At 64.0% G+C, this 23,250-nt stretch carries 24 protein-coding genes; 16 read left to right on the top strand and 8 right to left on the bottom strand.

The features are described 5' to 3' along the window. The first annotated feature begins 35 nt into the window (after positions 1 to 35). Positions 36 to 827 (top strand): hypothetical protein, encoded by a 792-nt coding sequence (locus AB2N08_RS08510; RefSeq protein WP_367610206.1) that lies wholly within the window; start codon positions 36 to 38, stop codon positions 825 to 827. 17 nt (positions 828 to 844) lie between these two features. Here the strand turns inward: AB2N08_RS08510 and hemW are convergent, their stop codons facing one another. The 5 genes from hemW to AB2N08_RS08535 all read right to left on the bottom strand — a co-directional run bounded on the left by hemW (position 845) and on the right by AB2N08_RS08535 (position 5,478). Beyond that, positions 845 to 2,095 (bottom strand): radical SAM family heme chaperone HemW, encoded by a 1,251-nt coding sequence (gene hemW / locus AB2N08_RS08515; protein ID WP_367610207.1) that lies wholly within the window; start codon positions 2,093 to 2,095, stop codon positions 845 to 847. A gap of 1 nt (position 2,096) precedes the next feature. Then, entirely contained in the window at positions 2,097 to 2,687 is a 591-nt protein-coding gene (rdgB, locus tag AB2N08_RS08520; protein ID WP_367610208.1) for an RdgB/HAM1 family non-canonical purine NTP pyrophosphatase, read from the bottom strand. A 69-nt stretch (positions 2,688 to 2,756) separates the two neighbouring features. After that, the gene (gene rph / locus AB2N08_RS08525) at positions 2,757 to 3,488 is read right to left on the bottom strand and encodes a ribonuclease PH (RefSeq protein WP_367610209.1); all 732 of its coding nucleotides are present in this window, start codon (positions 3,486 to 3,488) and stop codon (positions 2,757 to 2,759) included. A gap of 13 nt (positions 3,489 to 3,501) precedes the next feature. Beyond that, complete coding sequence (locus tag AB2N08_RS08530; RefSeq protein WP_367610210.1) at positions 3,502 to 4,431, bottom strand: PP2C family protein-serine/threonine phosphatase; 930 nt, start codon at positions 4,429 to 4,431, stop codon at positions 3,502 to 3,504. 42 nt (positions 4,432 to 4,473) lie between these two features. Further along, a complete protein-coding gene (locus tag AB2N08_RS08535; protein WP_367610211.1) occupies positions 4,474 to 5,478 on the bottom strand; it encodes a serine/threonine-protein kinase in 1,005 nt (334 codons plus the stop codon). Positions 5,479 to 5,572: 94 nt separating this feature from the next. On the opposite strand from AB2N08_RS08535, the gene AB2N08_RS08540 reads away from it, so the two are divergent. The 4 genes from AB2N08_RS08540 to AB2N08_RS08555 all read left to right on the top strand — a co-directional run bounded on the left by AB2N08_RS08540 (position 5,573) and on the right by AB2N08_RS08555 (position 9,892). After that, positions 5,573 to 6,460 (top strand): YicC/YloC family endoribonuclease, encoded by an 888-nt coding sequence (locus AB2N08_RS08540; RefSeq protein ID WP_367610212.1) that lies wholly within the window; start codon positions 5,573 to 5,575, stop codon positions 6,458 to 6,460. 157 nt (positions 6,461 to 6,617) lie between these two features. Then, complete coding sequence (gmk, locus tag AB2N08_RS08545) at positions 6,618 to 7,265, top strand: guanylate kinase (protein WP_367610414.1); 648 nt, start codon at positions 6,618 to 6,620, stop codon at positions 7,263 to 7,265. Between the two features lie 92 nt (positions 7,266 to 7,357). Beyond that, positions 7,358 to 7,561, top strand: a complete 204-nt coding sequence (gene rpoZ, locus AB2N08_RS08550; RefSeq protein ID WP_019922806.1) for a DNA-directed RNA polymerase subunit omega — start codon at positions 7,358 to 7,360, stop codon at positions 7,559 to 7,561. A gap of 78 nt (positions 7,562 to 7,639) precedes the next feature. Further along, positions 7,640 to 9,892: a RelA/SpoT family protein gene (locus AB2N08_RS08555; RefSeq protein WP_367610213.1), complete on the top strand. Its 2,253-nt coding sequence runs from the start codon at positions 7,640 to 7,642 to the stop codon at positions 9,890 to 9,892. A 143-nt stretch (positions 9,893 to 10,035) separates the two neighbouring features. On the opposite strand, the gene AB2N08_RS08560 is transcribed toward AB2N08_RS08555, so the two are convergent. Together AB2N08_RS08560 and greB are read right to left on the bottom strand one after the other, a co-directional pair. Next, positions 10,036 to 10,626 (bottom strand): biliverdin-producing heme oxygenase, encoded by a 591-nt coding sequence (locus AB2N08_RS08560; protein ID WP_367610214.1) that lies wholly within the window; start codon positions 10,624 to 10,626, stop codon positions 10,036 to 10,038. Positions 10,627 to 10,654: 28 nt separating this feature from the next. Continuing rightward, complete coding sequence (greB, locus tag AB2N08_RS08565) at positions 10,655 to 11,221, bottom strand: transcription elongation factor GreB (protein WP_367610215.1); 567 nt, start codon at positions 11,219 to 11,221, stop codon at positions 10,655 to 10,657. Positions 11,222 to 11,268: 47 nt separating this feature from the next. Here greB and AB2N08_RS08570 point away from each other — a divergent pair, with 47 nt between their 5' ends. From AB2N08_RS08570 to AB2N08_RS08620, 11 genes are all read left to right on the top strand, one after another. Beyond that, a complete protein-coding gene (locus AB2N08_RS08570; protein ID WP_367610216.1) occupies positions 11,269 to 11,955 on the top strand; it encodes a sensor histidine kinase in 687 nt (228 codons plus the stop codon). Beyond that, on the top strand, positions 11,948 to 12,595 hold the full coding sequence (locus tag AB2N08_RS08575; RefSeq protein WP_367610217.1) for a response regulator: 648 nt from the start codon (positions 11,948 to 11,950) through the stop codon (positions 12,593 to 12,595). Before AB2N08_RS08570 ends, AB2N08_RS08575 begins: the two co-directional genes overlap by 8 nt. A 102-nt stretch (positions 12,596 to 12,697) precedes the next feature. Continuing rightward, positions 12,698 to 14,296, top strand: coding sequence for a GGDEF domain-containing protein (locus tag AB2N08_RS08580; RefSeq protein ID WP_367610218.1), 1,599 nt, complete (start codon positions 12,698 to 12,700; stop codon positions 14,294 to 14,296). A gap of 271 nt (positions 14,297 to 14,567) precedes the next feature. Then, positions 14,568 to 16,025, top strand: coding sequence for a flagellin N-terminal helical domain-containing protein (locus tag AB2N08_RS08585; protein WP_367610219.1), 1,458 nt, complete (start codon positions 14,568 to 14,570; stop codon positions 16,023 to 16,025). Between the two features lie 85 nt (positions 16,026 to 16,110). After that, positions 16,111 to 16,455: a flagellar protein FlaG gene (locus AB2N08_RS08590; RefSeq protein ID WP_367610220.1), complete on the top strand. Its 345-nt coding sequence runs from the start codon at positions 16,111 to 16,113 to the stop codon at positions 16,453 to 16,455. A 171-nt stretch (positions 16,456 to 16,626) separates the two neighbouring features. Continuing rightward, positions 16,627 to 19,251, top strand: coding sequence for a flagellar filament capping protein FliD (gene fliD, locus AB2N08_RS08595; RefSeq protein WP_367610221.1), 2,625 nt, complete (start codon positions 16,627 to 16,629; stop codon positions 19,249 to 19,251). A 26-nt stretch (positions 19,252 to 19,277) separates the two neighbouring features. Beyond that, a complete protein-coding gene (fliS, locus tag AB2N08_RS08600) occupies positions 19,278 to 19,709 on the top strand; it encodes a flagellar export chaperone FliS (protein WP_367610222.1) in 432 nt (143 codons plus the stop codon). Between the two features lie 26 nt (positions 19,710 to 19,735). Continuing rightward, positions 19,736 to 20,059, top strand: coding sequence for a flagellar protein FliT (locus tag AB2N08_RS08605; RefSeq protein WP_370662406.1), 324 nt, complete (start codon positions 19,736 to 19,738; stop codon positions 20,057 to 20,059). Positions 20,060 to 20,081: 22 nt separating this feature from the next. After that, positions 20,082 to 21,224, top strand: coding sequence for a flagellar hook-length control protein FliK (gene fliK, locus AB2N08_RS08610; protein WP_367610223.1), 1,143 nt, complete (start codon positions 20,082 to 20,084; stop codon positions 21,222 to 21,224). Next, positions 21,217 to 21,567 carry an EscU/YscU/HrcU family type III secretion system export apparatus switch protein gene (locus AB2N08_RS08615; protein WP_367610224.1) on the top strand — a complete coding sequence of 117 codons (351 nt, stop codon included), beginning with the start codon at positions 21,217 to 21,219 and terminating at the stop codon, positions 21,565 to 21,567. The genes fliK and AB2N08_RS08615 overlap by 8 nt, the downstream gene beginning before the upstream one ends. Before the next feature lie 2 nt (positions 21,568 to 21,569). After that, on the top strand, positions 21,570 to 22,322 hold the full coding sequence (locus AB2N08_RS08620) for a flagellar brake protein (protein WP_367610225.1): 753 nt from the start codon (positions 21,570 to 21,572) through the stop codon (positions 22,320 to 22,322). A 12-nt stretch (positions 22,323 to 22,334) separates the two neighbouring features. Here the strand turns inward: AB2N08_RS08620 and AB2N08_RS08625 are convergent, their stop codons facing one another. Continuing rightward, positions 22,335 to 23,117 (bottom strand): alpha/beta fold hydrolase, encoded by a 783-nt coding sequence (locus tag AB2N08_RS08625; RefSeq protein ID WP_367610226.1) that lies wholly within the window; start codon positions 23,115 to 23,117, stop codon positions 22,335 to 22,337. Between the last annotated feature and the right edge of the window lie 133 nt (positions 23,118 to 23,250).

Raw genomic sequence — 23,250 nt, forward strand, 5'->3', positions numbered from 1 at the left:
TGCCGAAGACGCGCCCCACGGCGCCGTGTGCCGCCATGAGAAATTTCTTCAACTCACATTGGAAAGTCATCGTCGCGATCGTGCTTGCCATCGTGTTGGCGACCCTGACTGTCGAGACCAAATCGGCCCGCGTCCCGCTGGCGACACGCCTGCAAGAGCATGCGCAGGCTCTGGCGCCCGGTGCGCCGTGCAGCGCGCTGCGGCACGTAGAAACGTCGTTGCGGCGTTATGGCTATATGCCGCACAAGACGGGCGCCGGCAGCGCTACCCATCCTGAACACGCTATCGAAGCGGCTGTCGCCAGCGTGACGCCGGGCGCCACGCCAAGCCGCACGTTTCTGGTCGGTGCGCGCGTCGGGCCGGGCGGGGATGTGGGCGCGTCCGCAGTGCTCGAACTGGCGCGGGCCGTCAAGGATTTGCGCCTTGAGTCCGGCACTGAAATCCGTTTTGTGTTTTTAATTGACACTGCGCCGCACGCACATAACGGCTTGGACAACTTCATCGCGTTCATCGGCACACCCGCCGCATCGCAGCGCGTGCGTCAGGCGTTCGCCGCATTGCGCAGCGACCCGCACCAGATGCGCCACGGGCTGGCGACATCGGCCCACGTGATGGGCTTGACGCTCACCAGCCAAGGCCTTGGCAGCGCAGGCACGACAACCTTGCTGATTACCGGCCCTGACTTCCTCGGCTACCCCTACTTCCACACCGCGCCGCTACCCGGCGAGAAAAACCACGAGGCCCCCGACGAATACGATGGCCTGGCACGCGTTGTCGATGGCCTGGTGCGCACGCTCAAGGCAATGGCGGGCGTCGTGCAGGCATAGAGAGCAAGGTGCCCCCCCTACTCCGCCAAGAACATCTCCTGCAAATCGTTCAGAAAACGCTGCCCCAGCTCGGTCGGCCTGATCAGCTTGTGATCGCGATAAATCAGACCCTTCGCCTCGGCCTCGTTGAGCATTTTGGCAATCGTGTTGATGCTCATCCCGGTGCGCTCGCCGAACAGGTTCGGATCGAAGCCGCCGGTCAGGCGCAGCGTGTTGAGCATGAACTCGAAGCCCATGTCGGCGCGGCCGATTTCGTGTTCTTCCTGCACCGGGTTGCCGCGCTTGGCCGCCTCGATGAACGAAGCCGGCTGCTTGTAGCGGGCCTGGCGCAGGATGCGATGCGGGAACGAGATCTTCGAGTGCGCGCCGGCGCCGATGCCCAGGTAGTCGCCGAACTGCCAGTAGTTCAGGTTATGGCGCGCGCGCCGGCCCGCCCTGGCGTAGGCCGACACTTCGTAATGGTCGTAGCCGGCGCCGCCCGTCACCTCGGCGATCATGTCCTGCATGTCGGCGCTCAGATCGTCGTCCGGCAGCGCCGGCGGATACTTGGCAAAGACCGTGTTCGGTTCCATCGTCAGGTGGTATAGCGACAGGTGCGGCGGCGCGAACGCGAGCGCCGTTTCCAGGTCATGACGCGCCTCGGCCAGTGTCTGCGACGGCAGCGCGTACATCAGGTCGAGATTGAAATTATCGAACGTGTTCTTTGCGATCTCGACTGCGCGCAGCGCTTCGTCGCCATCGTGGATGCGCCCCAGCGCCTTCAGGTGCGCCGGATTAAAACTCTGGATACCGATCGACAGGCGGTTGATGCCACTCTCGCGATAGCTTTTGAAACGCTCGGCCTCGAAGGTGCCGGGGTTGGCTTCCATCGTGATCTCGGCGTCGAGTTCCAGCGGCAGCAAGGTGCGCAGGTCGGACATCAAGCGGTCCAGGCCCGCTGCCGACATCAGGCTGGGCGTGCCGCCGCCGATGAACACGGTGTGGATCTTGCGGCCCCAGATCAGCGGCAGCGACTGTTCCAGATCCAGGCGCAGCGCGTCCAGATACTCTTTTTCGGGCAGTTCGCCCTTGCCTTCGTGCGAATTGAAATCGCAGTATGGGCATTTGCGCACGCACCACGGCCAGTGCACGTACAGCGACAGTGGCGGCAGCGCGGTCAGGTTCAGCGCGCCTGGCTGCAGGTATTGCAGCGCGGCCGTGGCAGGTGAACGCGGCTCGCCGGCAAGCGGTTGCGGTACGTTCTCACCGACGAATTTAATGGGGATCATGTCAGGCGGTTTTCAGTTTCTCGACCAGCGCGCGCAGCGCCTGGCCGCGGTGCGACAGCGCATTCTTTTCATCGGCCGCCAGTTCGGCCGTGGTCTTGCCGAGCGACGGAATCAAGAAGTACGGGTCGTAGCCGAAGCCGTTCTCGCCGCGCGGCGTGGCGATGATTTCGCCGTTCCAGCGCCCGTCGGCGATGATCGGCTGCGGATCGTCCGGGTGGCGCACATACACCAGCACGCAATAGTAATAGGCCGATTTGTCGCTCAGCGTCGACAGGTCGGCGACCAGCTTGCGGCTGTTGCTGGCGTCGGATTTCGGCTCGCCAGCGTAGCGCGCCGAATACACGCCCGGCGCGCCGCCAAGCGCATTGACGCACACGCCCGAATCGTCGGCCAATGCCGGCAGGCCGGTCAGGCGCGAAGCGTGGCGCGCCTTGGCCAGCGCGTTTTCAACAAAGGTGCCGAACGGCTCTTCTGCTTCAGGAACGTCGAATTCGCCTTGCGGATGCAGGTCGAGGCCGATCGGGCCGAGCAGCTGGGCGAATTCCTTGAGCTTGCCGGCGTTGTTGGAGGCGAGGATCAGGCGCTGGGTCATGGTAGTCAGGGTGCAGGATAGGAAACCGGTCATTTTACCGGCTTCGCGCGCCCACCGCCCGACTACCCGTCATGCCACGCGCAGCGCCTGCTTCTGCAAATGGATCAGGTCGGCAATGCCCGCCTGCGCCAGGTCGAGCAGGCGGTCCATGCCGGCGCGGTCGAAGGCCGCGCCTTCGGCCGTGCCCTGCACTTCAATAAAGTGGCCCTGCTCGTTCATGACCACGTTCATGTCGGTGTCGCAGTCCGAGTCTTCCGGATAATCCAGGTCGAGCACCGGCACGCCGCGGTAGACGCCGACCGATACGGCCGCGACAAAATGCCGCACCGGCAGCGCCGTGATCGCGCACGACGAGAGCAGCGAAGTAAAGGCGTCGTGCGCCGCCACCATCGCGCCGGTAATGGCCGCGGTGCGGGTGCCGCCGTCGGCCTGGATCACGTCGCAATCGAGGTGCAGCGTGCGCTCGCCGAAGGCGTGCAGGTCGAACGCGGCGCGCAGCGAGCGGCCGATCAGGCGCTGGATTTCCTGCGTGCGCCCGCTTTGCTTGCCGCGCGCGGCTTCACGGTCCATGCGCGCGTGGGTCGAGCGCGGCAGCATGCCGTATTCGGCCGTCAGCCAGCCCTGGCCCTTGCCTTTCAAAAAGCCCGGCACCTTGTCTTCGATGCTGGCCGTGCAAATGACCCTGGTGTCGCCGAACTCGATCAGCACCGAGCCTTCGGCGTGCCGGGTGTAGTTGCGGGTGATGACGATCGGGCGCAGCTGGTCGATCGCGCGGCCGCTCGGGCGCTGTTGGAAAATCATGGCGGTCTTTCGGTTACTTGAGCAGCTGGGACGATTTTTCAATGGCTTCGCGGATTTCAGCGATCGCTTTTTCGATGTCGTCTTCGTCGAACGCGTCACTGCCTTCCGGCAGCGGGTCGCCGGCGACGATGGTGGAGCTCACGGCGTCTTCGGCCAGCAACTGGGTCGAGATCACGTTCTGCCCGTCGGCATCGAGCACGCCGGTTGCGCCCTGCCAGGCGATGGCCAGGGCCGTTGTGTTGTCGGCCTGCGCGCCACCGATGGCGGCCGCCATCTGCACCAGTTCCGGCACCGCCTGCACCACGTCGCCGGTGGCCAGGCGGTGCACGATTTCGGTGTCGGGCAGCATGGACCACAGGCCGTCGGAGCACAGCAGCAGCACGTCGCCATGCTGCAGGCTGTGCTGCGCCGACAGCTCGATCTTCGGCACGCTCGAGGCGCCCAGGCAGTTGTAGAGTTTGTTACGATCCGGGTGGGTGTTGCGCTCGGAAGGGTCGGCACGGCCGCGCTCGAGCAGGTACTCGAAATGCGAGTGGTCGCGCGTGCAGGCCAGCACCTGGTTGCGCCGCACCCAGTACAGGCGCGAGTCGCCCACGTGGGCCCACACCGCGCAGTTGTGCTGGATGAGGCAGGCCACGACCGTGGTGCGTGGCATTTCGGGCAAGCCGTGGGTGACGGCGTAGGCCTGGATGTCGTGGTGCGCCTGCAGCAGCGCTTCTTCGAGGAAGCGCTCGGGCTTTTTCACGTACGGGCGCGCCTGCAGGCGGAACATCGCCGACACCGTCTGCAGCGCGATGGTCGCGGCAATCTCGCCGCCCAGGTGCCCGCCCATGCCGTCCGCCAGCAGCAGGAGCAAGGCGTCGCGCGTGTAGCAGTAGCCCATGCGGTCCTGATTGACCTTGCGTCCGCCAATATGGCTTTGTTGATACACCGAAAATTGCATGAGTTTCCTTAACCGCGTCTGTTCATCGTGCGCCTGCTCGTCTTACTGATCGCGCCGGAATGCGCCGAGACGATCGACCAGGCCGCGCCAGCCGCCGCGTGCTTCGCCCGTCTCCAGCGCGTCGACTACCGGCGGCGTCGTTGCCCGCACCGGCAGCGGCGACGCCGGCGCCGCCTGCAGCGCTTTCTGGATCTCGAACACGCTTTGCGGCCGCAGCAGCGGATCGAGCGCCAGGCAGGTGGCCACCAGTTTGACCAGCTCCGGTGAATAGTACCCTGCCAGGCGCGCCAGCTGGCGTGGCACGTGATCGTCCGCGCGGCGCGCCTCGACTGGCGGCGGCGTCGAGAGGCTCATGCACGAGAGCATCGCGGCGCCAAGACTGTAAATATCGGTCCAGGGCCCGAGGGCCGCACCGCGCGTGTACAGCTCGGGCGCGGCAAAGCCCGGCGTGTACATCGGGGCAAGCATCGGCGCGTCGGTGTGCAGCGTCTGGCGCGCGGCGCCGAAGTCGAGCAGCAGCGGCGAGCCGTCGGTTCGCAAATAAATGTTGGCCGGTTTCAGGTCGAGGTGCAACAGCTTGTTGGCATGTACTTCGCGCAGGCCGCTGCAGACGCCATGAAACACCGTGCGCACGAATTTTTCGCTCAGGCCAGTGCCCTTGGCGGCGGCGCGCGCGACGTGTTCCTGCAGCGAATGACCGGATTCGTAGGCCATGACCATGTATACGGTCTCGTGGGCACGGAAAAAATTGAGCACGCGCACCACATTCGGGTGCACGATGCGCGCCAGGGCGCGGCCTTCTTCAAAAAAACACTTCAGCCCAATGCGAAAAACCGCGAGGTGCGGCTTGGGCACCACGGGAATCAATTGATCCGGCTGGCGCAGCGCCAAAGCGCTCGGCAGGTACTCCTTGATGGCGACCGCATTGCCCTCGCTGTCATAGGCAAGATATACGATACTGAACCCGCCGGACGCAATTTTCTTTACAATGCGGTATCCGGCAATTTCGAGTCCTGCGGGCAGAGGAGCGTTATTCTGTGCAGCCATCCAATTGGGTATCCTTGCTAAACAGCGCGATTGTGTGGATAAATGTCGGCTTTGTAAAGAATAAAAACCGGGGATCCCATTGAGCATTTCAAGCATGACAGGTTATGCGGTCGCCACCAGCGAAGGCGCTGCCGGAACCCTGACGATCGAAATCAAGAGCGTCAACTCGCGCTTTCTTGATCTGCAGTTCCGCATCAATGACGATTTGCGCGCGCTTGAACCCGATCTGCGAACGGCGATCATGGCCGCGATTCAGCGTGGCAAAGTCGAAGTGCGTGTCTCGTTTGGCCGCAAGGTCAGCAGCGGCGCGGCGGCGCTCAATCAGGAATTGCTGGCCGACCTGGCCCGTTTGCAAGGCGAAGTGGCGCGTCACTTCGCCCAGGCCGCCCCGATGACGGTGGCCGAACTGCTGCGCTGGCCCGGCGTCATCGAAGAATCGACCATCGGCCAGGAGTCGCTCCAGGCCGACGTCGCCGCGCTCACGGTCACCACCATCGCCGCCTTTGTCGACAGCCGCCGACGTGAAGGCGCGGCGCTCGAAACCATGCTGCAATCGCGTATCGAATCGATGGAAGCGATCGTCAGGCGCATCACGCCGCTGATCCCGCAAGTCATTTCGCAATTCCAGAACAAGGCCATCGACCGCATGCAGGATGTCCTGGGCGTGGCCGGCCACGGCAATCCGTCGACGCTCACGCGCCAGGAAGTGCTGGAGCGCATTCGCCAAGAGGTCACCTTGTATGGCATCCGGATCGACGTCTCCGAAGAATTGTCGCGCCTCTCGGCGCACCTGAATGAAACCCGCCACATCCTCAAGAAGGGTGGCCAGGTCGGCAAGCGTCTCGACTTCATGATGCAAGAACTCAATCGCGAAGCAAATACGCTCGGCGCCAAGGCGTCGGTGAAGGAATTGGCCGATGCGTCGATGGAGCTCAAGTTGCTCATCGAGCAGATGCGCGAACAGGTGCAGAACCTGGAATAGGATTCGGCCATTCGAGGCCGGTTGAACGCGTCGGCGGGAGACCCGCCAACCCTACGGGGTTGGTGGCTATGCCGCCGACGCGTTCAACGTTAACATGAATACCCGCGACAACGCTCGCACCATCATGCACCATCACGTACCGACAAAGGACCCCGCCATGCTCCCACACGCCTTCTCCGGCAGCCTGTTCGTCGTCGCCGCCCCATCCGGCGCCGGCAAATCGACCCTGGTCAACGCCCTGCTGGCGAACGAACCGGGCATCAAGCTGTCTATCTCCACCACCACCCGCGCACCGCGTCCGGGCGAGCAGGATGGCCGCGAATACCACTTCACGAGCGCCGAGGATTTCGTCACGCGCGCCGAACGCGGCGAGTTTCTGGAATGGGCCGAAGTGCACGGCAACTACTACGGCACGAGCCGCCTCACCGTCGAGCAAGAGATGAAGAACGGCACCGATATTCTGCTGGAAATCGACTGGCAAGGCGCGCGCCAGGTGCGCAAGCTGTTCCCGGACGCGGCCGGCATCTTCATTCTGCCGCCATCGATCGAAGCGCTGGAAGAGCGCCTGCACAAGCGCGGCACTGACGAGCCCCACATCATCACCCGGCGCCTGCTGGCGGCGGGCGGCGAGATCGCTCACGCGCCCGACTTCGAATATGCTATCATCAACGAAGAGTTTAACGTCGCCCTGGCCGAACTGCAGGCGATTGTCAAAGCGACACGTTGCCGATTTGCCCAACAAGCTGCCCGCAACGCTATGCTGTTTGCCCAGCTGGGAATCCACGCGAATCAACCACAATCTTGACGAGCGCGCCGTTGCAGGGCGCGCCGCACTTGTTGTTTGTATTCATTGTCCGCACTCATCGTTACCTAACATTTAGCTACCCAGGAGCACACATGGCCCGCATTACCATCGAAGACTGCCTCAAAAACATCCCGAACCGTTTCCAGCTGACCCTGGCTGCGACGTATCGTGCGCGCCAGCTGCTGCAGGGCCACACCCCGAAGGTCGAAGCCAAGGACAAGCCAACTGTCGTCGCGCTGCGCGAGATCGCCGCCGGTAAAGTCGGCATCGAGATGCTGAAAAAAGTCCCGATGTAATAAAGTTCGGGGTTACCTGAATTTGCGTTATCCCGTCTTCTGTTATTCTGATCTCACCGCAGCCAGACGATTAACGTAATGAACCTGTTACCTCCAGATTCGACCACTCCACGCAGTACTGCTCCACGCGAGCGGCGGGCCGACAATCGCCCGCCTGATTTCATCGAGCCCGCCGGCCCCATCGTGCCCGGCGTGGCCTCGGTGACGCAGCTGATCAACAAGCTGTCCGAATACCTCACGCCCGCCGAACTCAAAAAGGTCAAGGAAGCCTACCGCTTCTCTGACGAGATGCACCTGGGCCAGGTACGCAAGTCGGGCGAGCCCTATATCTCCCATCCGATCGCCGTCGCAGAAATCTGCGCCGAGTGGAAACTCGATGCCCAGGCCATCATGGCCGCGCTGCTGCACGACGTGATCGAAGACCAGGACGTCAAGAAGGATGAGCTGATCGAGCGCTTCGGTGCGCAGGTCGCCAACCTCGTCGACGGCTTGTCCAAGCTCGAAAAAATCGAATTCCAGAGCCAGCTCGAAGCGCAGGCGGAAAACTTCCGCAAGATGCTGCTGGCGATGGCGTCCGACGTGCGCGTCATTCTCATCAAGCTGGCCGACCGCCTGCACAATATGCGCACGCTCGGCTTCATGATTCCGGCCAAGAAGCGCCGCATCGCCGGCGAAACGATGGAAGTCTACGTGCCCATCGCGCATCGCCTCGGCCTGAACAATATCTATCGCGAGCTGCAAGACCTGTCGTTCTCGCACCTGTATCCGGTGCGCTACCAGACGCTGTCCAAGGCGATCAAGGCGGCGCGCGGCAACCGGCGCGAAGTGGTCAAGAAGATCCTCGAAGCGGTCAAGAACCAGCTCGAGGCCGGCGGCCTGAAAGCCGAAGTGCACGGCCGCGAAAAGACGCTGTACGGCATCTATAAAAAAATGCGCAACAAGCACCTGTCGTTCTCGCAGGTGCTCGACGTGTATGGCTTTCGGGTGGTGGTCGACAGCGTGCCCAACTGTTATGTGGCGCTGGGCACCCTGCACGCGCTCTACAAGCCGATGCCGGGCAAGTTCAAGGACTATATCGCCATCGGCAAGATCAACGGCTACCAGTCGCTGCACACCACGCTGATCGGCCCCTACGGCACCCCGGTCGAATTCCAGATCCGCACGCAGGACATGCACCGCACCGCCGAGAGCGGCGTGGCGGCGCACTGGCTGTACAAGACGGGCGAATCGAATATGTCCGACCTGCAGCAGCGCACCCATGCGTGGCTGCAGTCGCTGCTCGACATCCAGCAGCAAACCGGCGACTCGGCCGAGTTCCTCGAACACGTCAAGGTCGACCTGTTCCCCGATTCGGTCTATGTGTTCACGCCCAAGTCGAAGATCATCGCCCTGCCCCGCGGCGCGACGGCGCTCGACTTCGCCTACTCGATCCACACCGGCATTGGCGACCACACGGTTGGCGTGAAGATCAACAACGAAGAGCAACCGCTGCGCACCGAGCTGCACAATGGTGACATTGTCGAGATCATCACCCAGCCCGATTCACGCCCGAGCCCCACCTGGCTCACGTTTGTCCGCACCGGCAAGGCCCGCTCGGCGATCCGGCATCACCTGCGCCTGGTCGACGTAACCGAATCGGCCGAGCTGGGCCTGGAGCTGCTGACGCAAGCATTGGCGGTGCGCAATATCAAGCCGGATCTGCCGGCCAGTGTCGTCGAGCGGCTGCTGGCCGAATCGTCGGCCAATTCGATGGAAGAAGTGTATGCCGACGTCGGCATCGGCAAGCGCATGCCCACGCTGGTGGCGCGCCATATCTTCGGCCTGATGGAAGGCGACCCCGATCTGCTGCCGTCGAGCAAGCCGCTGCCGGCCAGCGATATTGCGCCGGTGACGATCTATGGCAGCGAAGGCGTGGCGGTCCAGCTGGCGCCATGCTGCCTACCGATCCCGGGCGACCAGATCACGGGCCAGTTGCGCCGCGACCAGGCGCTGGTGGTGCACACCTGCGATTGCCTGGCGGCCAAGCGCCTGTTGGCGAAGGAACCCGATCGCTGGATCGCCGTGCAATGGGGCGACGAGCTCAACCGCCGCTTCGACTGCCGGATCCGCCTGTTGATCAACAACGAAAAAGGCATCCTGGCCCGCGTGGCCGCCGAGATCGGCGAGTCCGACGCCAACATCACGTATGTGGGCATGGATGAAGACGACGAAAACATGATGACGCAGCTGCGCTTCACGATCCAGATCGCGGATCGGGTACATCTGGCACAGTTGATTCGTAATCTGCGCCGGGTGGCTGGTGTGAATCGGGTGGAGCGGGAACGGACGTAAGGGCCGGCGGCATCATTGCCGTCGTTCCCGCGAAGCGGGAACCCAAGCTTGCGTGATCTGCCGCTACTTTCCGTGCCAACTCGTAGCGAACGACTTGGGTTCCAGCCTCCGCTGGAACGACGTGCGAAAGCTGAGGGCTGCGATCAGCCCTTCTTGTCCAGGCTCAGCTTTAAAATACTGTCAAACGCCGCGCACGCCCCCGCGCACGCATCGGCAATCTCATCCGGCGACGTCACATGCTCTTTCAAAGCCAGCATGAACGCGCGCCAGCGCGGCCCGGGCCCGGCGTCGCTACCCTTCAGATAGCGCAGCGGATGCGGCGCCAGCGACCCGGCCAGCTTCCCGTACAACACCTTGCCGCCCAGCTGCGAGCCTTCGATCACATAGCACATGCCCCAGCGATAGGCCGCACTGGCGTCGCGCGGCCACGCATCGGCAGCAGCCGGCGCGCGGAGCGGCGGCATGCCCGGCTCGTTCAGGTCAGCCTCGATCAGCGCCAGGCGTTCCACCGGCGGCAACACCCGCTGCGGCCCATCCTGGAATGTATCGAGCCATGGCAGCAATGGCGCCAGCCAGTCGCGCACCATCGTCAGGTGCGACGCATAGTCGGTCAGATCCGGCGCGGGGCCGGCCAGCGGCAGGCCACTATCGAGCCGTTCGTGCCGTTCGTTGGTGGCGGCGCGCAAGGCCGCCAGGGGATCGAGAATGTGCGCCGCGTTATCAGGTCGATTCATGCCGCTATAGTAGCAGCACGGGCCGGCCTCAGTCGGCGACGGGTTCGGGATAATCGACCGACAATATTTCAAGCTCGTCCATGCCGAGCGGCGTCTGCAACTGGGCCACGTCGCCTTCGCGGCACTTGGTCAGCGCGCGCGCCACCGGCGAGACCCAGCTGATCTTGCCGTGCAGCGGATCGAGTTCGTCGATGCCGACGATGGTGATGGTGTGCTCTTCGCCGGCCCCGTTGACGTAGCGGACGGTGGCGCCGAAAAACACCTGGTCGTTGCCATGCTGGATGCTCGGATCGACGACGAACGCCGAATCCATGCGCTTGGTGAGAAAGCGGATGCGGCGGTCGATCTCGCGCAGGCGGCGCTTGCCGTAGATATAGTCGCCGTTTTCGGAACGGTCGCCATTGGACGCGGCCCAGTGCACGATGCGCACGACCTCGGGCCGGTCGACGTCGATCAGCTGCAGCAGCTCATCCTTGATGCGCTGATAGCCAGCCGGGGTGATGTAGTTCTTGGCGCCGTCAGGAATCGCCTGCGCCAGCGCCAGGGCTTCATCATCGTCGTCGTTGTCGGACTCTTTTACAAATGCCTTGTTCATGGGTTCATTGTAGCGAGACTTGACCGTGCTTGTCGTATCATTCGAGCATGCGCCAACCCGCCCCACGTCAGCACGATCACGAAGACGCCGCCAGGAACGAGGAGCGCACCCGCATCGCGCGCGAACTCCACGATGACCTGGGCGGCAATCTCGTCGCGATCAAGATGGCGCTAGCGCGCCTCGCCGCGCGCCTGCCCTCCGATCAGCCCGGCCTGGCCGGGCAGGTGCAGTATGTCGACGACCTGGTCGAGCGCACCATCGATTCAGTGCACAATATCTCGCACGGCCTGCGCGCATCGACACTCGACCTGGGCCTGGTGGCCGCGCTCGATTGGCAGGCACGCGAGTTCGAACGGCAGACCGGGATCCACGTGGTCACGCACGGCCCGGACGGGCTGGATCTGGCGCCAGACCATGCCGCCGCCCTCTTTCGCATCGCTCAGGAAGCGCTGACCAATATCGCCAAACACGCCGGCGCCAGCCAGGCCACGGTGACGCTGGAGCGCGATGGCAGCGACCTCACATTGACCATCTGCGACAACGGGCGCGGCATCGACCCGGGGGGGCGCGGTAAACCGCATGCGTTCGGCCTGCGCGGCATGCACGAACGGGCGGGCGCGCTGGGCGGCACGCTGGCCTTGTCGCCGGCGCCGGGAGGTGGCACGATGGTAACCGTCAAGACCAGGCTGGCGCCGCCCGCGACCCTGGCACAGAACCAGAAACAGGATGAGTGAAAAAGTAACGATCCGGGTATGCATCGCCGATGACCACGCCATTGTGCGCGAAGGACTCAAGCAGATCCTCGCCGACGAGCCCGACATGGTTGTCTCTGGCGAGGCCGAGAACGGTCACGATGCCGTGCGCCTGGCCAGTAAAACGCGCTGCCAGGTGATGTTGCTCGATATCTCGCTGCCCGACCGCAACGGCATCGACGTGCTCAAGCAGATCAAGAAAGACAAACCCGAGCTGGCGGTGCTGATGTTGTCGATGCACCGCGAAGACCAGTATGCGATCCGCGCGTTAAAGGCAGGCGCGGCCGGCTACATCACGAAGCAAAGCGCGCCGCGCGAGCTGATCACGGCGATCCGCCTGGTGGCAAGCGGGCAAAAATACGTGAGCGCCGCGCTGGCCCAGACGCTGGCCAGCGCCATCGGCGAAGACCACGAAAGCGCCGCCCACGAGGGCTTGTCGGACCGCGAATACCAGACGCTGACGATGATCGCGTCGGGCATGACCGTCACGCAGATCGCGGGCGAACTGTCGTTGTCGGTCAAGACGATCAGCGAGTACCGCGCGCGCCTGTTGGTAAAAATGAAACTCAGGACCAGTGCCGAGCTGACCACGTATGCGATTCGCAACGGCTTGGTGGACTAACGGTCCCGGCGCACGCCTGGCCGCTGAATATATATTGATACGAGGCAAATAAACTGCCTATCATGTCGTCAATCCCGCAAACCCGGCACTGCGCTGCAATCCATGTCCATCCCGTCCACACCTGCTCCCGCTGCACCCGGCCCTGGCGCTACTGCCACTTCTGCAGCGAACCCGGCTGATATTGCTCGCGAGGCATTTCGGCGCCTGGCCACGCGCCGTATCGCGCCGACACCGGACGCCTACCGCGCCATCTACGACGAGATCGCCGGAACGCCACCGCCGCCACCGACGCCTGCGCCGGACGCCGGTGCCGTCGACGTACTGAACGGGTTTGCGCGCCGCATGCTCGAGACGCCGGGCGAGCTGGCCGAGTATGGCCGCCGCATGACGCGCGCCGTCAAGACGGGTGACTGGAACAATTACACCCAGGCGTTGGGGCAATTGTCAGAGCGGCATCTGCGCCGCAACACCCCGGTGATGGCGATGGGCGACGAAGAGCCCGACACGCGCCTGTTGCGCGACATGCTGGCGCGCACGCTGTCGTTCGCCTGCGCGTCGCTGCTGGGCGACAATCCGACACTGGTACAGGAAGCCGAAGCACTCGGCGCGCTGGTGAAAACGGCGGTCGGCGAGAGCGAATTGCACGACATCGAGGCGCGCCTGAAGCAGTTGTGCTTCCAGATCGAATTGCGCAAGGACGACAGCGCCGGCCAGCAAGAGCTGCTGCTGCGGCTGTTCCGCCTGCTGCTCGACAATATCGAGGGCTTGCTCGAGGACGACAGCTATATGCGCGGCCAGGTGGTGGCGGTGCAGGAACTGATCGCCGGCCCGCTGGACACGCGCGCGCTGGAAGACGCCACGCGCAGCCTGAAAGACGTGATCATCAAGCAAAGTCACCTGAAACATGGCATCGCCGACGTGCGCGCGACGATGAAGAACATGATGATGACGTTTGTCGACCGCCTGGGTTCGGTGGCCGCCGCGACCGGCGACTACCACGCCAAGCTGGGCGACTTTTCAGAGCGCATCGGCAGCGCCACTGACATCAACGAACTCAATGCCGTGCTGAATGAGGTGCTGCGCGAGACGCGCCATGCGCAGGATGAGGCGCTGGCCTCGCGCGACCGCATGGTGGGCGCGCACCGCGAAGTGCAGGAAGCCGAGCAGCGCATCCGCGAACTGGAAGCCGAGCTGCAGCATATGAGCGAGCTGGTACGCGAAGACCAGCTGACCGGCAGCCTGAATCGCCGCGGCCTGGACGACGTGTTCGAGCGCGAGAGTGCGCGGGCCGACCGCCGCAACACGCCGCTGTGCGTGGCGCTGCTCGATCTCGATAACTTCAAGCGCCTGAACGATACCTATGGGCATATGGCGGGCGACGCCGCGCTCAAGCACCTGGTGAAAGTGGTGCGCGACACGCTGCGCTCGATGGATGTGATCGCGCGCTTTGGCGGGGAGGAATTCTTGATCCTGCTGCCGGAGACCACGGTCGATGCGGCGGCGGCGGCCATGGTGCGGGTGCAGCGCGAGCTGACCAAGCACTTCTTCTTGCACGATAACGAGAAGATGCTCATCACGTTCTCGTGCGGGGTGGCACTAAGGGTGCAGAACGAAGAGCAGGCGTCGTTGATGGCGCGCGCCGACAAGGCGATGTATCAAGCCAAGAACAGCGGGAAAAATCGGGTGGTGGTGGCGGACTGACAAGACATTCTTCGCGGCATGGTGGCTTGAGGGCGCCGAATTAATTTATTTTTGCCCTCAAGTTCGCTTTTTCGCTGCCGCCAAGGAGCACGTTTTTTCAGACAGGGCGAAAGAAAGCGTATTTATTTTGAGATCCGGCCCTAAACTTTTTCCATGGGGCACCGTTACCAGCAACAACAGCGGTTTGAACGTCACGGTGTAGCGAGACGGACCAAAGTGAACAGCAGCAAGGTCGCTGCACCCCTAGTAAGACCTAGTCTGGAGAATTACCATGGCATCAGTTATCAACACCAACGTCGCATCCCTGAACTCGCAGCGTAACCTGTCGTCGTCGCAAGCGTCCCTGAACACCTCGATCCAGCGACTGTCGTCGGGTATGCGCATCAACAGCGCCAAGGATGACGCCGCTGGTCTGGCGATTTCGGACCGCATGAATTCGCAAATCAAGGGTATGACGCAAGCTACCCGTAACGCCAACGATGGCGTGTCGATGGCCCAAACCGCTGAAGGCGCTCTGTCGAGCTCGGGCGACATTCTGCAACGTGTCCGCGAACTGGCTGTTCAATCGTCGAACTCGTCGAACTCGGCCAGCGACCGCAAGGCACTGCAGACTGAAGTTACCCAGCTGACCTCGGAACTGAACCGTATCGCCAACACCACCGAATTCAACGGCCAGAAGCTGATGGACGGTTCGATGGGCACCGCGAACTTCCAGGTTGGCGCCAACGCCGGCCAGCTGATCTCGATGACCGGCTCGAACTTCACCACCTCGACCTACGGTAACAACCGTCTGGACGCCAGCGCACTGCAAGCAGCATCGGGCGCTTCGAACGGCGTCGCAACCGGCACCATGACGATCAATGGTTCGTCGGGTTCGAAAGACATCACCGTTGGTGCAGATGCAACGGCCAAGGTCACCGCAGCTGCCATCAACAAGGCCAGCGGCGACACCGGCGTCACCGCCACCGCGAAATCGGAAGCGAACCTGGTTGCCACTGCTGGTAAATCGTTCACCTTCGAAGTCAAGGGCGACAACGCCGAAGCCGTCAAAGTGTCGTTCTCGATCGGCACCGACGATGCAAACGGCCATGCCGCTGCAATCAGCGCCTTCAATGCCCAATCGGCCAAGACCGGCATCACCGCATCGTACGACGACGCTGGCGGCCTGAAGCTGACCCACGCCGACGGCGCCGACATCAATGTCAAAAACGTGTCGACCGATGCGACGGCCACCGCCACGCTCGGCGCCTACGACGCCGACGGCGAGGCCATCACCGGCCCGGAAGATACTGAAACCACTGGCGCAACTGTCGCTGGCCGTATCATCCTGGACTCGGAAAACAGCTTCTCGGTCGATGACCAGAGCGGTTTCGGCCTGACCGATGGCGACACCGATGGTTCGTCGGCCCTGAAATCGGTCGCCGACCTCGACATCAGCACCTTCGAAGGCGCCCAGCTGGCAATCAAGACCGCCGACGCAGCACTGGCATCGGTCAACAGCCAGCGCGCCCAGTACGGCGCACTGCAATCGCGCTTCGAATCGGCGATCTCGAACCTGTCGTCGTCGACCGAGAACCTGTCGGCATCGCGTAGCCGCATCGTCGATACCGACTTCGCAGCTGAAACCGCGAACATGACCCGCGGTCAGATCCTGCAGCAGGCTGGTACCTCGATGCTGGCCCAGGCCAACTCGCTGCCGAACGGTGTCCTGTCGCTCCTGCGTGGCTAATCGCTAACGCAAGGTAACAGGCTCACAAGGTAGTGGTTCCCCGGCTGAAGAAATTTGGCCGGGGAATTTTCACTAGGGGAACGCCATGCAGATTCAACCAACCGGTTCATCGCCCATCGCCAAGCTGGACGAACGGCCTGCCACGGTGAGCGTGCAAGCAGCGCCGGCGCAACGGGCGGCGCCTGAAAAGACCGCCGCCGAACCCGGCCGCGACGAAGTGACTTCGGCCGTCAAGAAACTCAACGAAGCGCTGCCACAATCGGCGCAGAGTCTGGAGTTCGAGATCGACGAGGACAGCAAGGAAGTCGTGGTCAAGATCATCGACCGCGACACGCGCGAAGTGGTACGTCAGATGCCGACGAAAGAGGCCCTTGAAATGGCCAAATCGATCGACAAGATGATGGGCCGCCTGCTCGACCAGACCGCCTGACGCAGCACGCTGCATACCAATGCAGGAGCAGAAGCGCCGTACCCGCGAGGGTCCGGCGCTTTTTTATATGCTGCCCGCACTAAAATAAAAATAGAGCGGCCTTTACCGCTCTTAAGTACGGTTTGTTTCTGCCGATAATGACTTACATTATTGCTTTCACCGGAGAAACACGTGGCCGTACTCGACATCGATGGACTCGTAGCAAAGCTGATGCAGGCCGAATCCAGGCCGCTCGACAACTACGCCAAGAAGACGGCCGCGCTGCAGCAGAAGAACGCCGGCCTGAACCAGGTCAGCGCCGCAGTCGGCGCGTTCCAGGCGGCCCTGACGTCGCTGAACAACTCGAACACGTTCCAGGGCCTGAGCGCGACCCCGTCCAACAAGGATGTGTTCTCCGGTTCCGCCACGAGCGGCGCCGTGCCGGGCAAGTACAAGGTCAACGTCACCCAGCTGGCCCAGTCGCAGAGCCTCAAGACCAGCGGGATGGCCAGCACCACCAGCACCATCGGCTCGGGCGCGCCGACCAATCTCACGTTTCAGTTCGGCACCGTCACCGGCGGCACCTTCGGCGCGACCGGCACCGCGCTGGGCCTGGCCCCGGCCGCCGGCGGCATCGCCAATGGCTCGCTGAACCTGAACGGCGTGGCGATCAGCACCGGCCCGACCACCCGCAGCGCGCGCGCCCTGGCCGAGGCCATCAATGCGCAAAGCGACAAGACCGGGGTTGTCGCCACCGCTGGCAGTACGGAGACCGCCGCCGACCTGTTCGCCGGTTTCGGCCAGGTCAGCGTCGATAGCGGCTCGAGCTATGCGCTGTCGGTCGGCGGCGTGCAACTGGCCAACCTGAACACGGGCAGCGCGCCCCTGACCGGCGCCGCGCTGGACACCTCGCTGGCCAGCGCCGGCACGCGCAATGCGCTGGCTGCCGCCAACATCACCGTCAGCGGGAGCGCCGCCGACGGCACGCTGAAATTCACGGCCGCCGACGGCAATACCATCGACGTGACCGAGACCGTCACCGGCACCGTACGCGGCGGCATCAAGCACGCCGACAATGCCGTGAATGCCGGCGCGACCACGACGGCCACCGCCGGTGTCACGCTGCGCTCGAACGATGGCAACCAGATCCTGGTCGCGGGTAACAACCCGGCTGCCGCCGGCTTTACCGCAGGCAGCATCGGCTCGCACCAGGGCTCGGGCTTCTCGCTCAACGGCGCGCTCAACAGCAAGACCATTACCCTGGCGCCGGGCGACCAGACGCTGCAAGGCATCCGTGACGCCATCAACAAGGGCGACATGGGTGTGACCGCGACCATCGTGTCCGATGGCAGCAGCAAGCCGTATCACCTCGTGATCACGTCGAACAAGACCGGCGAAGCGACCACGATGAAGATCGGCGTGACTGGCGAGGACGGCGAAGCTGCCGATCCAGCCCTGGCCGCCCTGCTCGGCTATGATCCGGCCGGCACCCAGGGCATGACCCAGACCGCCGGCGCCCAAAGCACGCTGCTGAACATGAACGGCATCGAGATCAAGAGCGACAGCACCACCGTCAGCGATGCGATCCAGGGCGTAACGCTCGAGATCAATGGTGTCGGCAGCAGCACGATGACGGTCTCGAAAGACACCGCGGCCATCAGCACGGCGGTCAACGACTTCGTCAAGGCCTACAACGCGCTCAACACGACGATGAGCGGCCTGACCAAGTACAACGCCGAAACCAAGACCGGCGGCATCCTGCAGGGCGACGCCAGCGTGCGCTCGATCCAGAGCCAGATCCGGCGCCAGATCAGCGAAGTGATGGAAGGCACGGGCGGCAAGCTGACCTCGCTGAGCCAGATCGGCATCGCGTTCCAGCAGGACGGCAGCCTGAAGCTGGACTCGACCAAGCTGAACAAGGCGATCACCGAGAATGCGGCCGACTTCGGCGGCCTGTTCGCCGCCATGGGTTCGACCACCGACGGGTTGGTGAAATTCGACAAGTCGACCGCGGCGACCAAGGCCGGCACCTATGGCGTCAATGTCACCAGCCTGGCGACCCAGGGCGCGCTGGCCAGCAGCGCCGCGCTGGCCACCAGCACCACGATCGCCCCGAATACCGTGTGGCGCGTCACGCTGAACCAGACCGATCCGGTCACCGAAAGCAAGACCCAGGAAATCAAGCTGCCTGCCGGCACCTACAACAAGGATGACCTGGCCGCACTGCTGCGCTCGGCGATCAACGGCAATGCGACGTTTGCCGGGGCCGGCGACACGGTCGAATCGAAGATTGGCGACGATGGCCTGTTGACACTCTCGTCGAGCAAGTACGGCTCGACCTCGAACATCGCGATTGCCGGCGTGAGCGGCAGCGCGGTGGCGTCGATCTTCGGCAGTTCGACGCCGAGCAAGGGCGCCGACGTGGTCGGCACCATCGGCGGTGTGGCGGCCACCGGCAACGGCCAGTCGCTGACCGCGGCGGCCGGCTCGAACGCCGCAGGCATCCAGGTCTCGATCACGGGCGGCACGCTCGGCGAACGCGGCACGGTCACCTTCTCGCAGGGCTTCGCATTCCAGCTCAACAACCTGGCGACGAGCTTCGTGGGCAAGGACAGTCTGCTCAAGAGCAAGACCGACGGCCTGAGCACATCGATCAAATCGATCGCCGACCAGGCTGCACGATTCGAGACCCGCCTGGAAAGCATTGAAAAACGCTACCGCGCACAGTTCGTCGCGCTCGACGCCATGATGGTCTCGATGCAGTCGACCTCGGACTACCTAACCCAGCAGCTGGCGGCCCTGTCGGCCAACTCATAATTTTCAGCACTACCGGAGAATCACATATGTTTGGAAACCCAAAACGCGGTGTCGGCGCCTATGCAACAGTTGGCCTGGAGACCGGCGTCGCTGCCGCTTCGCCACAAAAGCTGGTAGTCATGCTGTACGACGGCGTGATCGTTGCCCTGCTCAGCGCCATCAACCACATCAAGTCGGCGAACGTGGCCGCCAAGGGCGCCTCGCTTTCAAAGGCCATCACGATCATCGACAATGGCCTGCGCGCCTCGCTCGACAAGAAAGCCGGCGGCGAAATCGCACAGAATCTCGATGCGCTGTACGATTACATGAGCCGCCGCCTGCTGCAGGCCAATATCAAGAATGACATCTCGATCATCGAAGAAATCCATGGCCTGATGTCGAACCTGCGTGAAGCCTGGGTCGAGATCGGCGAAAAGAGCAACGCGGCCGAGCAATCCCCTGCCCTGATGACCGCCTGATGGCATAGATGATGACGATGATGACGATGAACGGACAAGAAGTGGTATCGGTCTACGAAACGATGGTCGGCATCACCGAGCGCATGCTCGACGCGGCCACCGCCAACGAATGGGATCGCCTGGCCGAACTCGAACAGGAATGCGCCGCCCATGCGCGCCGCCTGAAAGCCAATGAAGGCATCCAGCCCCTGGCCGGCCAGGAACGCGTGCGCAAGGTCGATGCGATCCGCCGCATGCTCGACGCCGACCGCCGCATCCGCGACCTGACCAGCCCATGGATGGCGCACCTGTCGTCCCTGATCAACAGCAAATCGACCGAACGCCGCGTCGTGCGCGCCTACGGCATCTGATGCGCTAGGGGCGGGTTGACTGATGCTGCCCCGCGACCTCGTCTCTGCCGTCACGCGCGTCACCCCGGGCCAGGCTGCCGAACAGGCAGTCGACCCGCGCCAGCAGGCGTTTGCGCGCGCCGTCGCGCCGCTCTTGGGCAAAGCCATCCACGGCGAAATCCAGGCCAAGCTCACCGACGGCACTTTCGTCGTCAAGTTCGCCGACACCCAGGCGCGCATGCAGTTGCCGCCGGGCGCCCTGGTTGGCGCCGACGTGCCGCTCACGCTGATCGGCCTGCATCCCCGTCCCACCTTCCAGGTCGGCACCCAAACCACCGCCACCGGTTTCGCCGAAGCCGGTCCCGCGCCGCAAGCCGAAACGGATGCCCCGGGCGCGCCGCTGACCTACCGCGAAGGCGCCGCCGTCGGCCGCGCTGGCGCCTTGCTGGCGTCGAGCGCGGCGCTTGGCGCGCAGGCCTTCGTCGGCGGCACCGAAGCGAAAAACACCACCTTGAGTCCCACCGCCCAGGCACTGGCCGGCGTACTGGCGGCGGCCCAGAAAGCTGAGACGGTGCTCACGGCCGTCACCGGCAACGCGCCGCTGGTGGCCACGCCGGGCGCCGATGCAGCCGAGCTGGCCGCCGGCCTGAAACAGGCGTTCGGCAAGAGCGGCCTGTTCTACGAATCGCACGTGGCCGAGTGGGCGCAGGGTACGCGCGCGCTGACCGAACTGGCGAACGAGCCGCAGCAGCAGGCCGCGCAGGCCGGCGCGCGCCCGAACCCGCAGGATCCGGCCACCGCGCAATTCATCAGCATGCAGCTGGCGGCGCAGGAACAATCGCAACTGGCATGGAAAGGCCAGCTCTGGCCCGGCCAGCCGATGGAGTGGGACGTGCAGCGCGAGGCCCACAGCGGCGGCGGCGACGACGAAGCAGCGATCTGGAACAGCCGCCTGCGCCTGCGGTTTCCCGAACTGGGTGAACTCGATGTGCAGTTGCGGATGGTGGGCGGCGCCATGCAGATCGGGTTCTCGACCGGCGACGACGCCACCGCCGCCCTGCTGCGCCAGCACGCGCCGCACCTGGCCGACGCGCTCGATTCGGTCGGCACGCCGCTGGCCGGGTTCGATGCGCGCGCGCGGCCTGCAGCGACGCCGAAGGATGGCGGTGACAGTGACGATGAATAAGCTGGCCACCAAGCGCATCAAGAGCGCGGTGGCGATGGCCTACAGCGCAGGCGAGAAAGCGCCGACCGTCGTGGCCAAGGGGTCCGGCATGATCGCCGAACAGATCATCCAGCGCGCCCAGGACGCGGGCGTGTTCGTGCACGAATCGAAGGAACTCGTGTCGCTGCTGATGCAGGTGGATCTGGACCGGGAAATTCCGCCAACGCTGTATCGGGCAATTGCAGAACTGTTAGCGTGGCTATATCATATTGAGTCGGCTAAAAAGAATGGCGGGTCCATGCCCGCCGCGCCCGATCCGACGCCCCACCTCCCACCGGAACAAGCGTCAAGGACAGAAGCCTAGCAATGGATGAAGCAGAACTGCAAGACTGGCACGACTACGAAGTCGCATCGCGCCGCGAGATCGTCTCGCTGCTGCGCCAGATCGGCGAACACAAGCAGCTGATTCGCATGCTGATCAAGGGTGAGGCCGACGTGTGCGTGACCTCGATCCTGGCAGTCGACGAAGCGAGCAACACCGTCATCCTCGATCGTTCGATCGACCCCGCGCAGAACGAGCGGATAACAGGCGCGGCGCGCGTGAAGTGCGAGACCACGCTCGACAAGATCCGCATCCTGTTTGGCGCCGCCAACCTGGCGCCGACCACCTGGCGCGGCGAGCCGGCACTGCGCGCCGATATTCCTCCCACCCTGATCCGCCTGCAGCGGCGCGAGTACTACCGCATGCCCACGCCGGTCACCAACCCGGTGCGCGCATTGATCCCGGTGCCGATGGACGGCGGCACGGGCGGCATGAGCGTCTTTGCGCTACATGACATCAGCGTGGGCGGCATCGCGCTCCTCGACAGCAAGCTGCTGCTCGATACCACCGTCGGGCGCGTGATCGGCAGCTGCCGCATCGAGCTGCCCGAGATCGGGCCCATTGCCACCTCGCTCGAGATCCGCAACTCGCTCGACCTCACGCTGCTGAACCACAAGACCACGCGGCGCCTGGGCTGCCAGTTCGTCGACATCTCGCGCGGCGGCCTGGCGGCGGTGCAGCGCTACATCACCAAGCTCGAACGCGAGCGCAACGCGAAACTGGCCGGCCTGGCCTGACTCGCCAAGCGGTCAGCCTTTGCTGGCCGCCACCGCTTCCAGGATCACCTTCGCCACATCGGCCGGCCGCGATTGCTGCGGCACGTGGCTCGACGGCAGCTCGGTCGTGTGGGCGCCGATTTTCTTCGCCATCGCGCGCTGCAGTTGCGGGTCGATCATGCGGTCCTTGGTGCTGACGATATACCACGACGGTTTCACTTTCCACGCGGCGTTGCTGGCCTTGTCGCCGAAGGCGCTGCCCTTGATCGGCCCTTGCGTCGCGCTCATCACGGCGGTTTGCGCGGCCGGCAGATCCTGCGCGAAGTCGTCGCGCATCGCCTCCGGCGGCAAGGTCAGGAAGCCTTCGCTGTCGGCCACCAGCTTGCCGATCCCCGGTGACGGCGTGTACCCCTTGCCCAATTCGCCGCTGGCCTGGCCGGCATCCGGCGCGAACGCCGCCACGTATACCAGGGCCGCGACCTTGTCGTGGGCGCCGGCTTCGGTGATCACGGTGCCGCCCCACGAGTGGCCGACCAGCACCACCTTGCCGCTCTGCGCGTCGAGCACGCGCCGGGCGACGGCGGCATCGTCCTTCAGCGACGTGAGCGGGTTCTGGATGGCCGTGACTTTCACGCCCTTCGCCTGCAGCATCGGGATCACCTTGGCCCAGTCTGAACCGTCGGCGAAGGCGCCATGGACGATGACCACGGACGTGGCAGCGGGAGCCGGTGCAGCCGGCGAGGCGGCGTGGGCTGTGCCGGTGACGATGGCGGCGGCGATGGCGATGGTGCGAAGTGAGGCGGCAAGCTTGGTCATGGTGTTCTCCTGGTGGGTGGTTGCTACGGTGAACCAAGTATAGGAAGCGGCTTGCCGATGCGGTATCGGTCGATCGACCGATGCGCGGCGAACTGGCTATACTATCGGCGCCATGCACGGCGCCAGCACCACC

The sequence above is a fragment of the Massilia aurea genome (assembly GCF_040790145.1).
GTDB lineage: Bacteria > Pseudomonadota > Gammaproteobacteria > Burkholderiales > Burkholderiaceae_D > Telluria > Telluria aurea_C.

What these genes read in the sequence shown, in the direction of transcription:
- AB2N08_RS08585 (WP_367610219.1), top strand. Translation starts at nt 14,568, where the DNA reads ATGGCATCAGTTATCAACACCAACGTCGCATCCCTGAACTCGCAGCGT.
- AB2N08_RS08530 (WP_367610210.1), bottom strand. Translation starts at nt 4,431, where the DNA reads ATGCAATTTTCGGTGTATCAACAAAGCCATATTGGCGGACGCAAGGTC.
- AB2N08_RS08540 (WP_367610212.1), top strand. Translation starts at nt 5,573, where the DNA reads ATGACAGGTTATGCGGTCGCCACCAGCGAAGGCGCTGCCGGAACCCTG.
- fliS (WP_367610222.1), top strand. Translation starts at nt 19,278, where the DNA reads ATGTTTGGAAACCCAAAACGCGGTGTCGGCGCCTATGCAACAGTTGGC.
- gmk (WP_367610414.1), top strand. Translation starts at nt 6,618, where the DNA reads ATGCTCCCACACGCCTTCTCCGGCAGCCTGTTCGTCGTCGCCGCCCCA.
- AB2N08_RS08535 (WP_367610211.1), bottom strand. Translation starts at nt 5,478, where the DNA reads ATGGCTGCACAGAATAACGCTCCTCTGCCCGCAGGACTCGAAATTGCC.
- AB2N08_RS08580 (WP_367610218.1), top strand. Translation starts at nt 12,698, where the DNA reads ATGTCCATCCCGTCCACACCTGCTCCCGCTGCACCCGGCCCTGGCGCT.
- AB2N08_RS08605 (WP_370662406.1), top strand. Translation starts at nt 19,736, where the DNA reads ATGAACGGACAAGAAGTGGTATCGGTCTACGAAACGATGGTCGGCATC.
- AB2N08_RS08560 (WP_367610214.1), bottom strand. Translation starts at nt 10,626, where the DNA reads ATGAATCGACCTGATAACGCGGCGCACATTCTCGATCCCCTGGCGGCC.
- rpoZ (WP_019922806.1), top strand. Translation starts at nt 7,358, where the DNA reads ATGGCCCGCATTACCATCGAAGACTGCCTCAAAAACATCCCGAACCGT.
- rph (WP_367610209.1), bottom strand. Translation starts at nt 3,488, where the DNA reads ATGATTTTCCAACAGCGCCCGAGCGGCCGCGCGATCGACCAGCTGCGC.
- AB2N08_RS08570 (WP_367610216.1), top strand. Translation starts at nt 11,269, where the DNA reads ATGCGCCAACCCGCCCCACGTCAGCACGATCACGAAGACGCCGCCAGG.
- fliK (WP_367610223.1), top strand. Translation starts at nt 20,082, where the DNA reads ATGCTGCCCCGCGACCTCGTCTCTGCCGTCACGCGCGTCACCCCGGGC.
- AB2N08_RS08590 (WP_367610220.1), top strand. Translation starts at nt 16,111, where the DNA reads ATGCAGATTCAACCAACCGGTTCATCGCCCATCGCCAAGCTGGACGAA.
- AB2N08_RS08620 (WP_367610225.1), top strand. Translation starts at nt 21,570, where the DNA reads ATGGATGAAGCAGAACTGCAAGACTGGCACGACTACGAAGTCGCATCG.
- rdgB (WP_367610208.1), bottom strand. Translation starts at nt 2,687, where the DNA reads ATGACCCAGCGCCTGATCCTCGCCTCCAACAACGCCGGCAAGCTCAAG.
- AB2N08_RS08615 (WP_367610224.1), top strand. Translation starts at nt 21,217, where the DNA reads ATGAATAAGCTGGCCACCAAGCGCATCAAGAGCGCGGTGGCGATGGCC.
- greB (WP_367610215.1), bottom strand. Translation starts at nt 11,221, where the DNA reads ATGAACAAGGCATTTGTAAAAGAGTCCGACAACGACGACGATGATGAA.
- hemW (WP_367610207.1), bottom strand. Translation starts at nt 2,095, where the DNA reads ATGATCCCCATTAAATTCGTCGGTGAGAACGTACCGCAACCGCTTGCC.
- AB2N08_RS08510 (WP_367610206.1), top strand. Translation starts at nt 36, where the DNA reads ATGAGAAATTTCTTCAACTCACATTGGAAAGTCATCGTCGCGATCGTG.
- AB2N08_RS08555 (WP_367610213.1), top strand. Translation starts at nt 7,640, where the DNA reads ATGAACCTGTTACCTCCAGATTCGACCACTCCACGCAGTACTGCTCCA.
- AB2N08_RS08625 (WP_367610226.1), bottom strand. Translation starts at nt 23,117, where the DNA reads ATGACCAAGCTTGCCGCCTCACTTCGCACCATCGCCATCGCCGCCGCC.
- AB2N08_RS08575 (WP_367610217.1), top strand. Translation starts at nt 11,948, where the DNA reads ATGAGTGAAAAAGTAACGATCCGGGTATGCATCGCCGATGACCACGCC.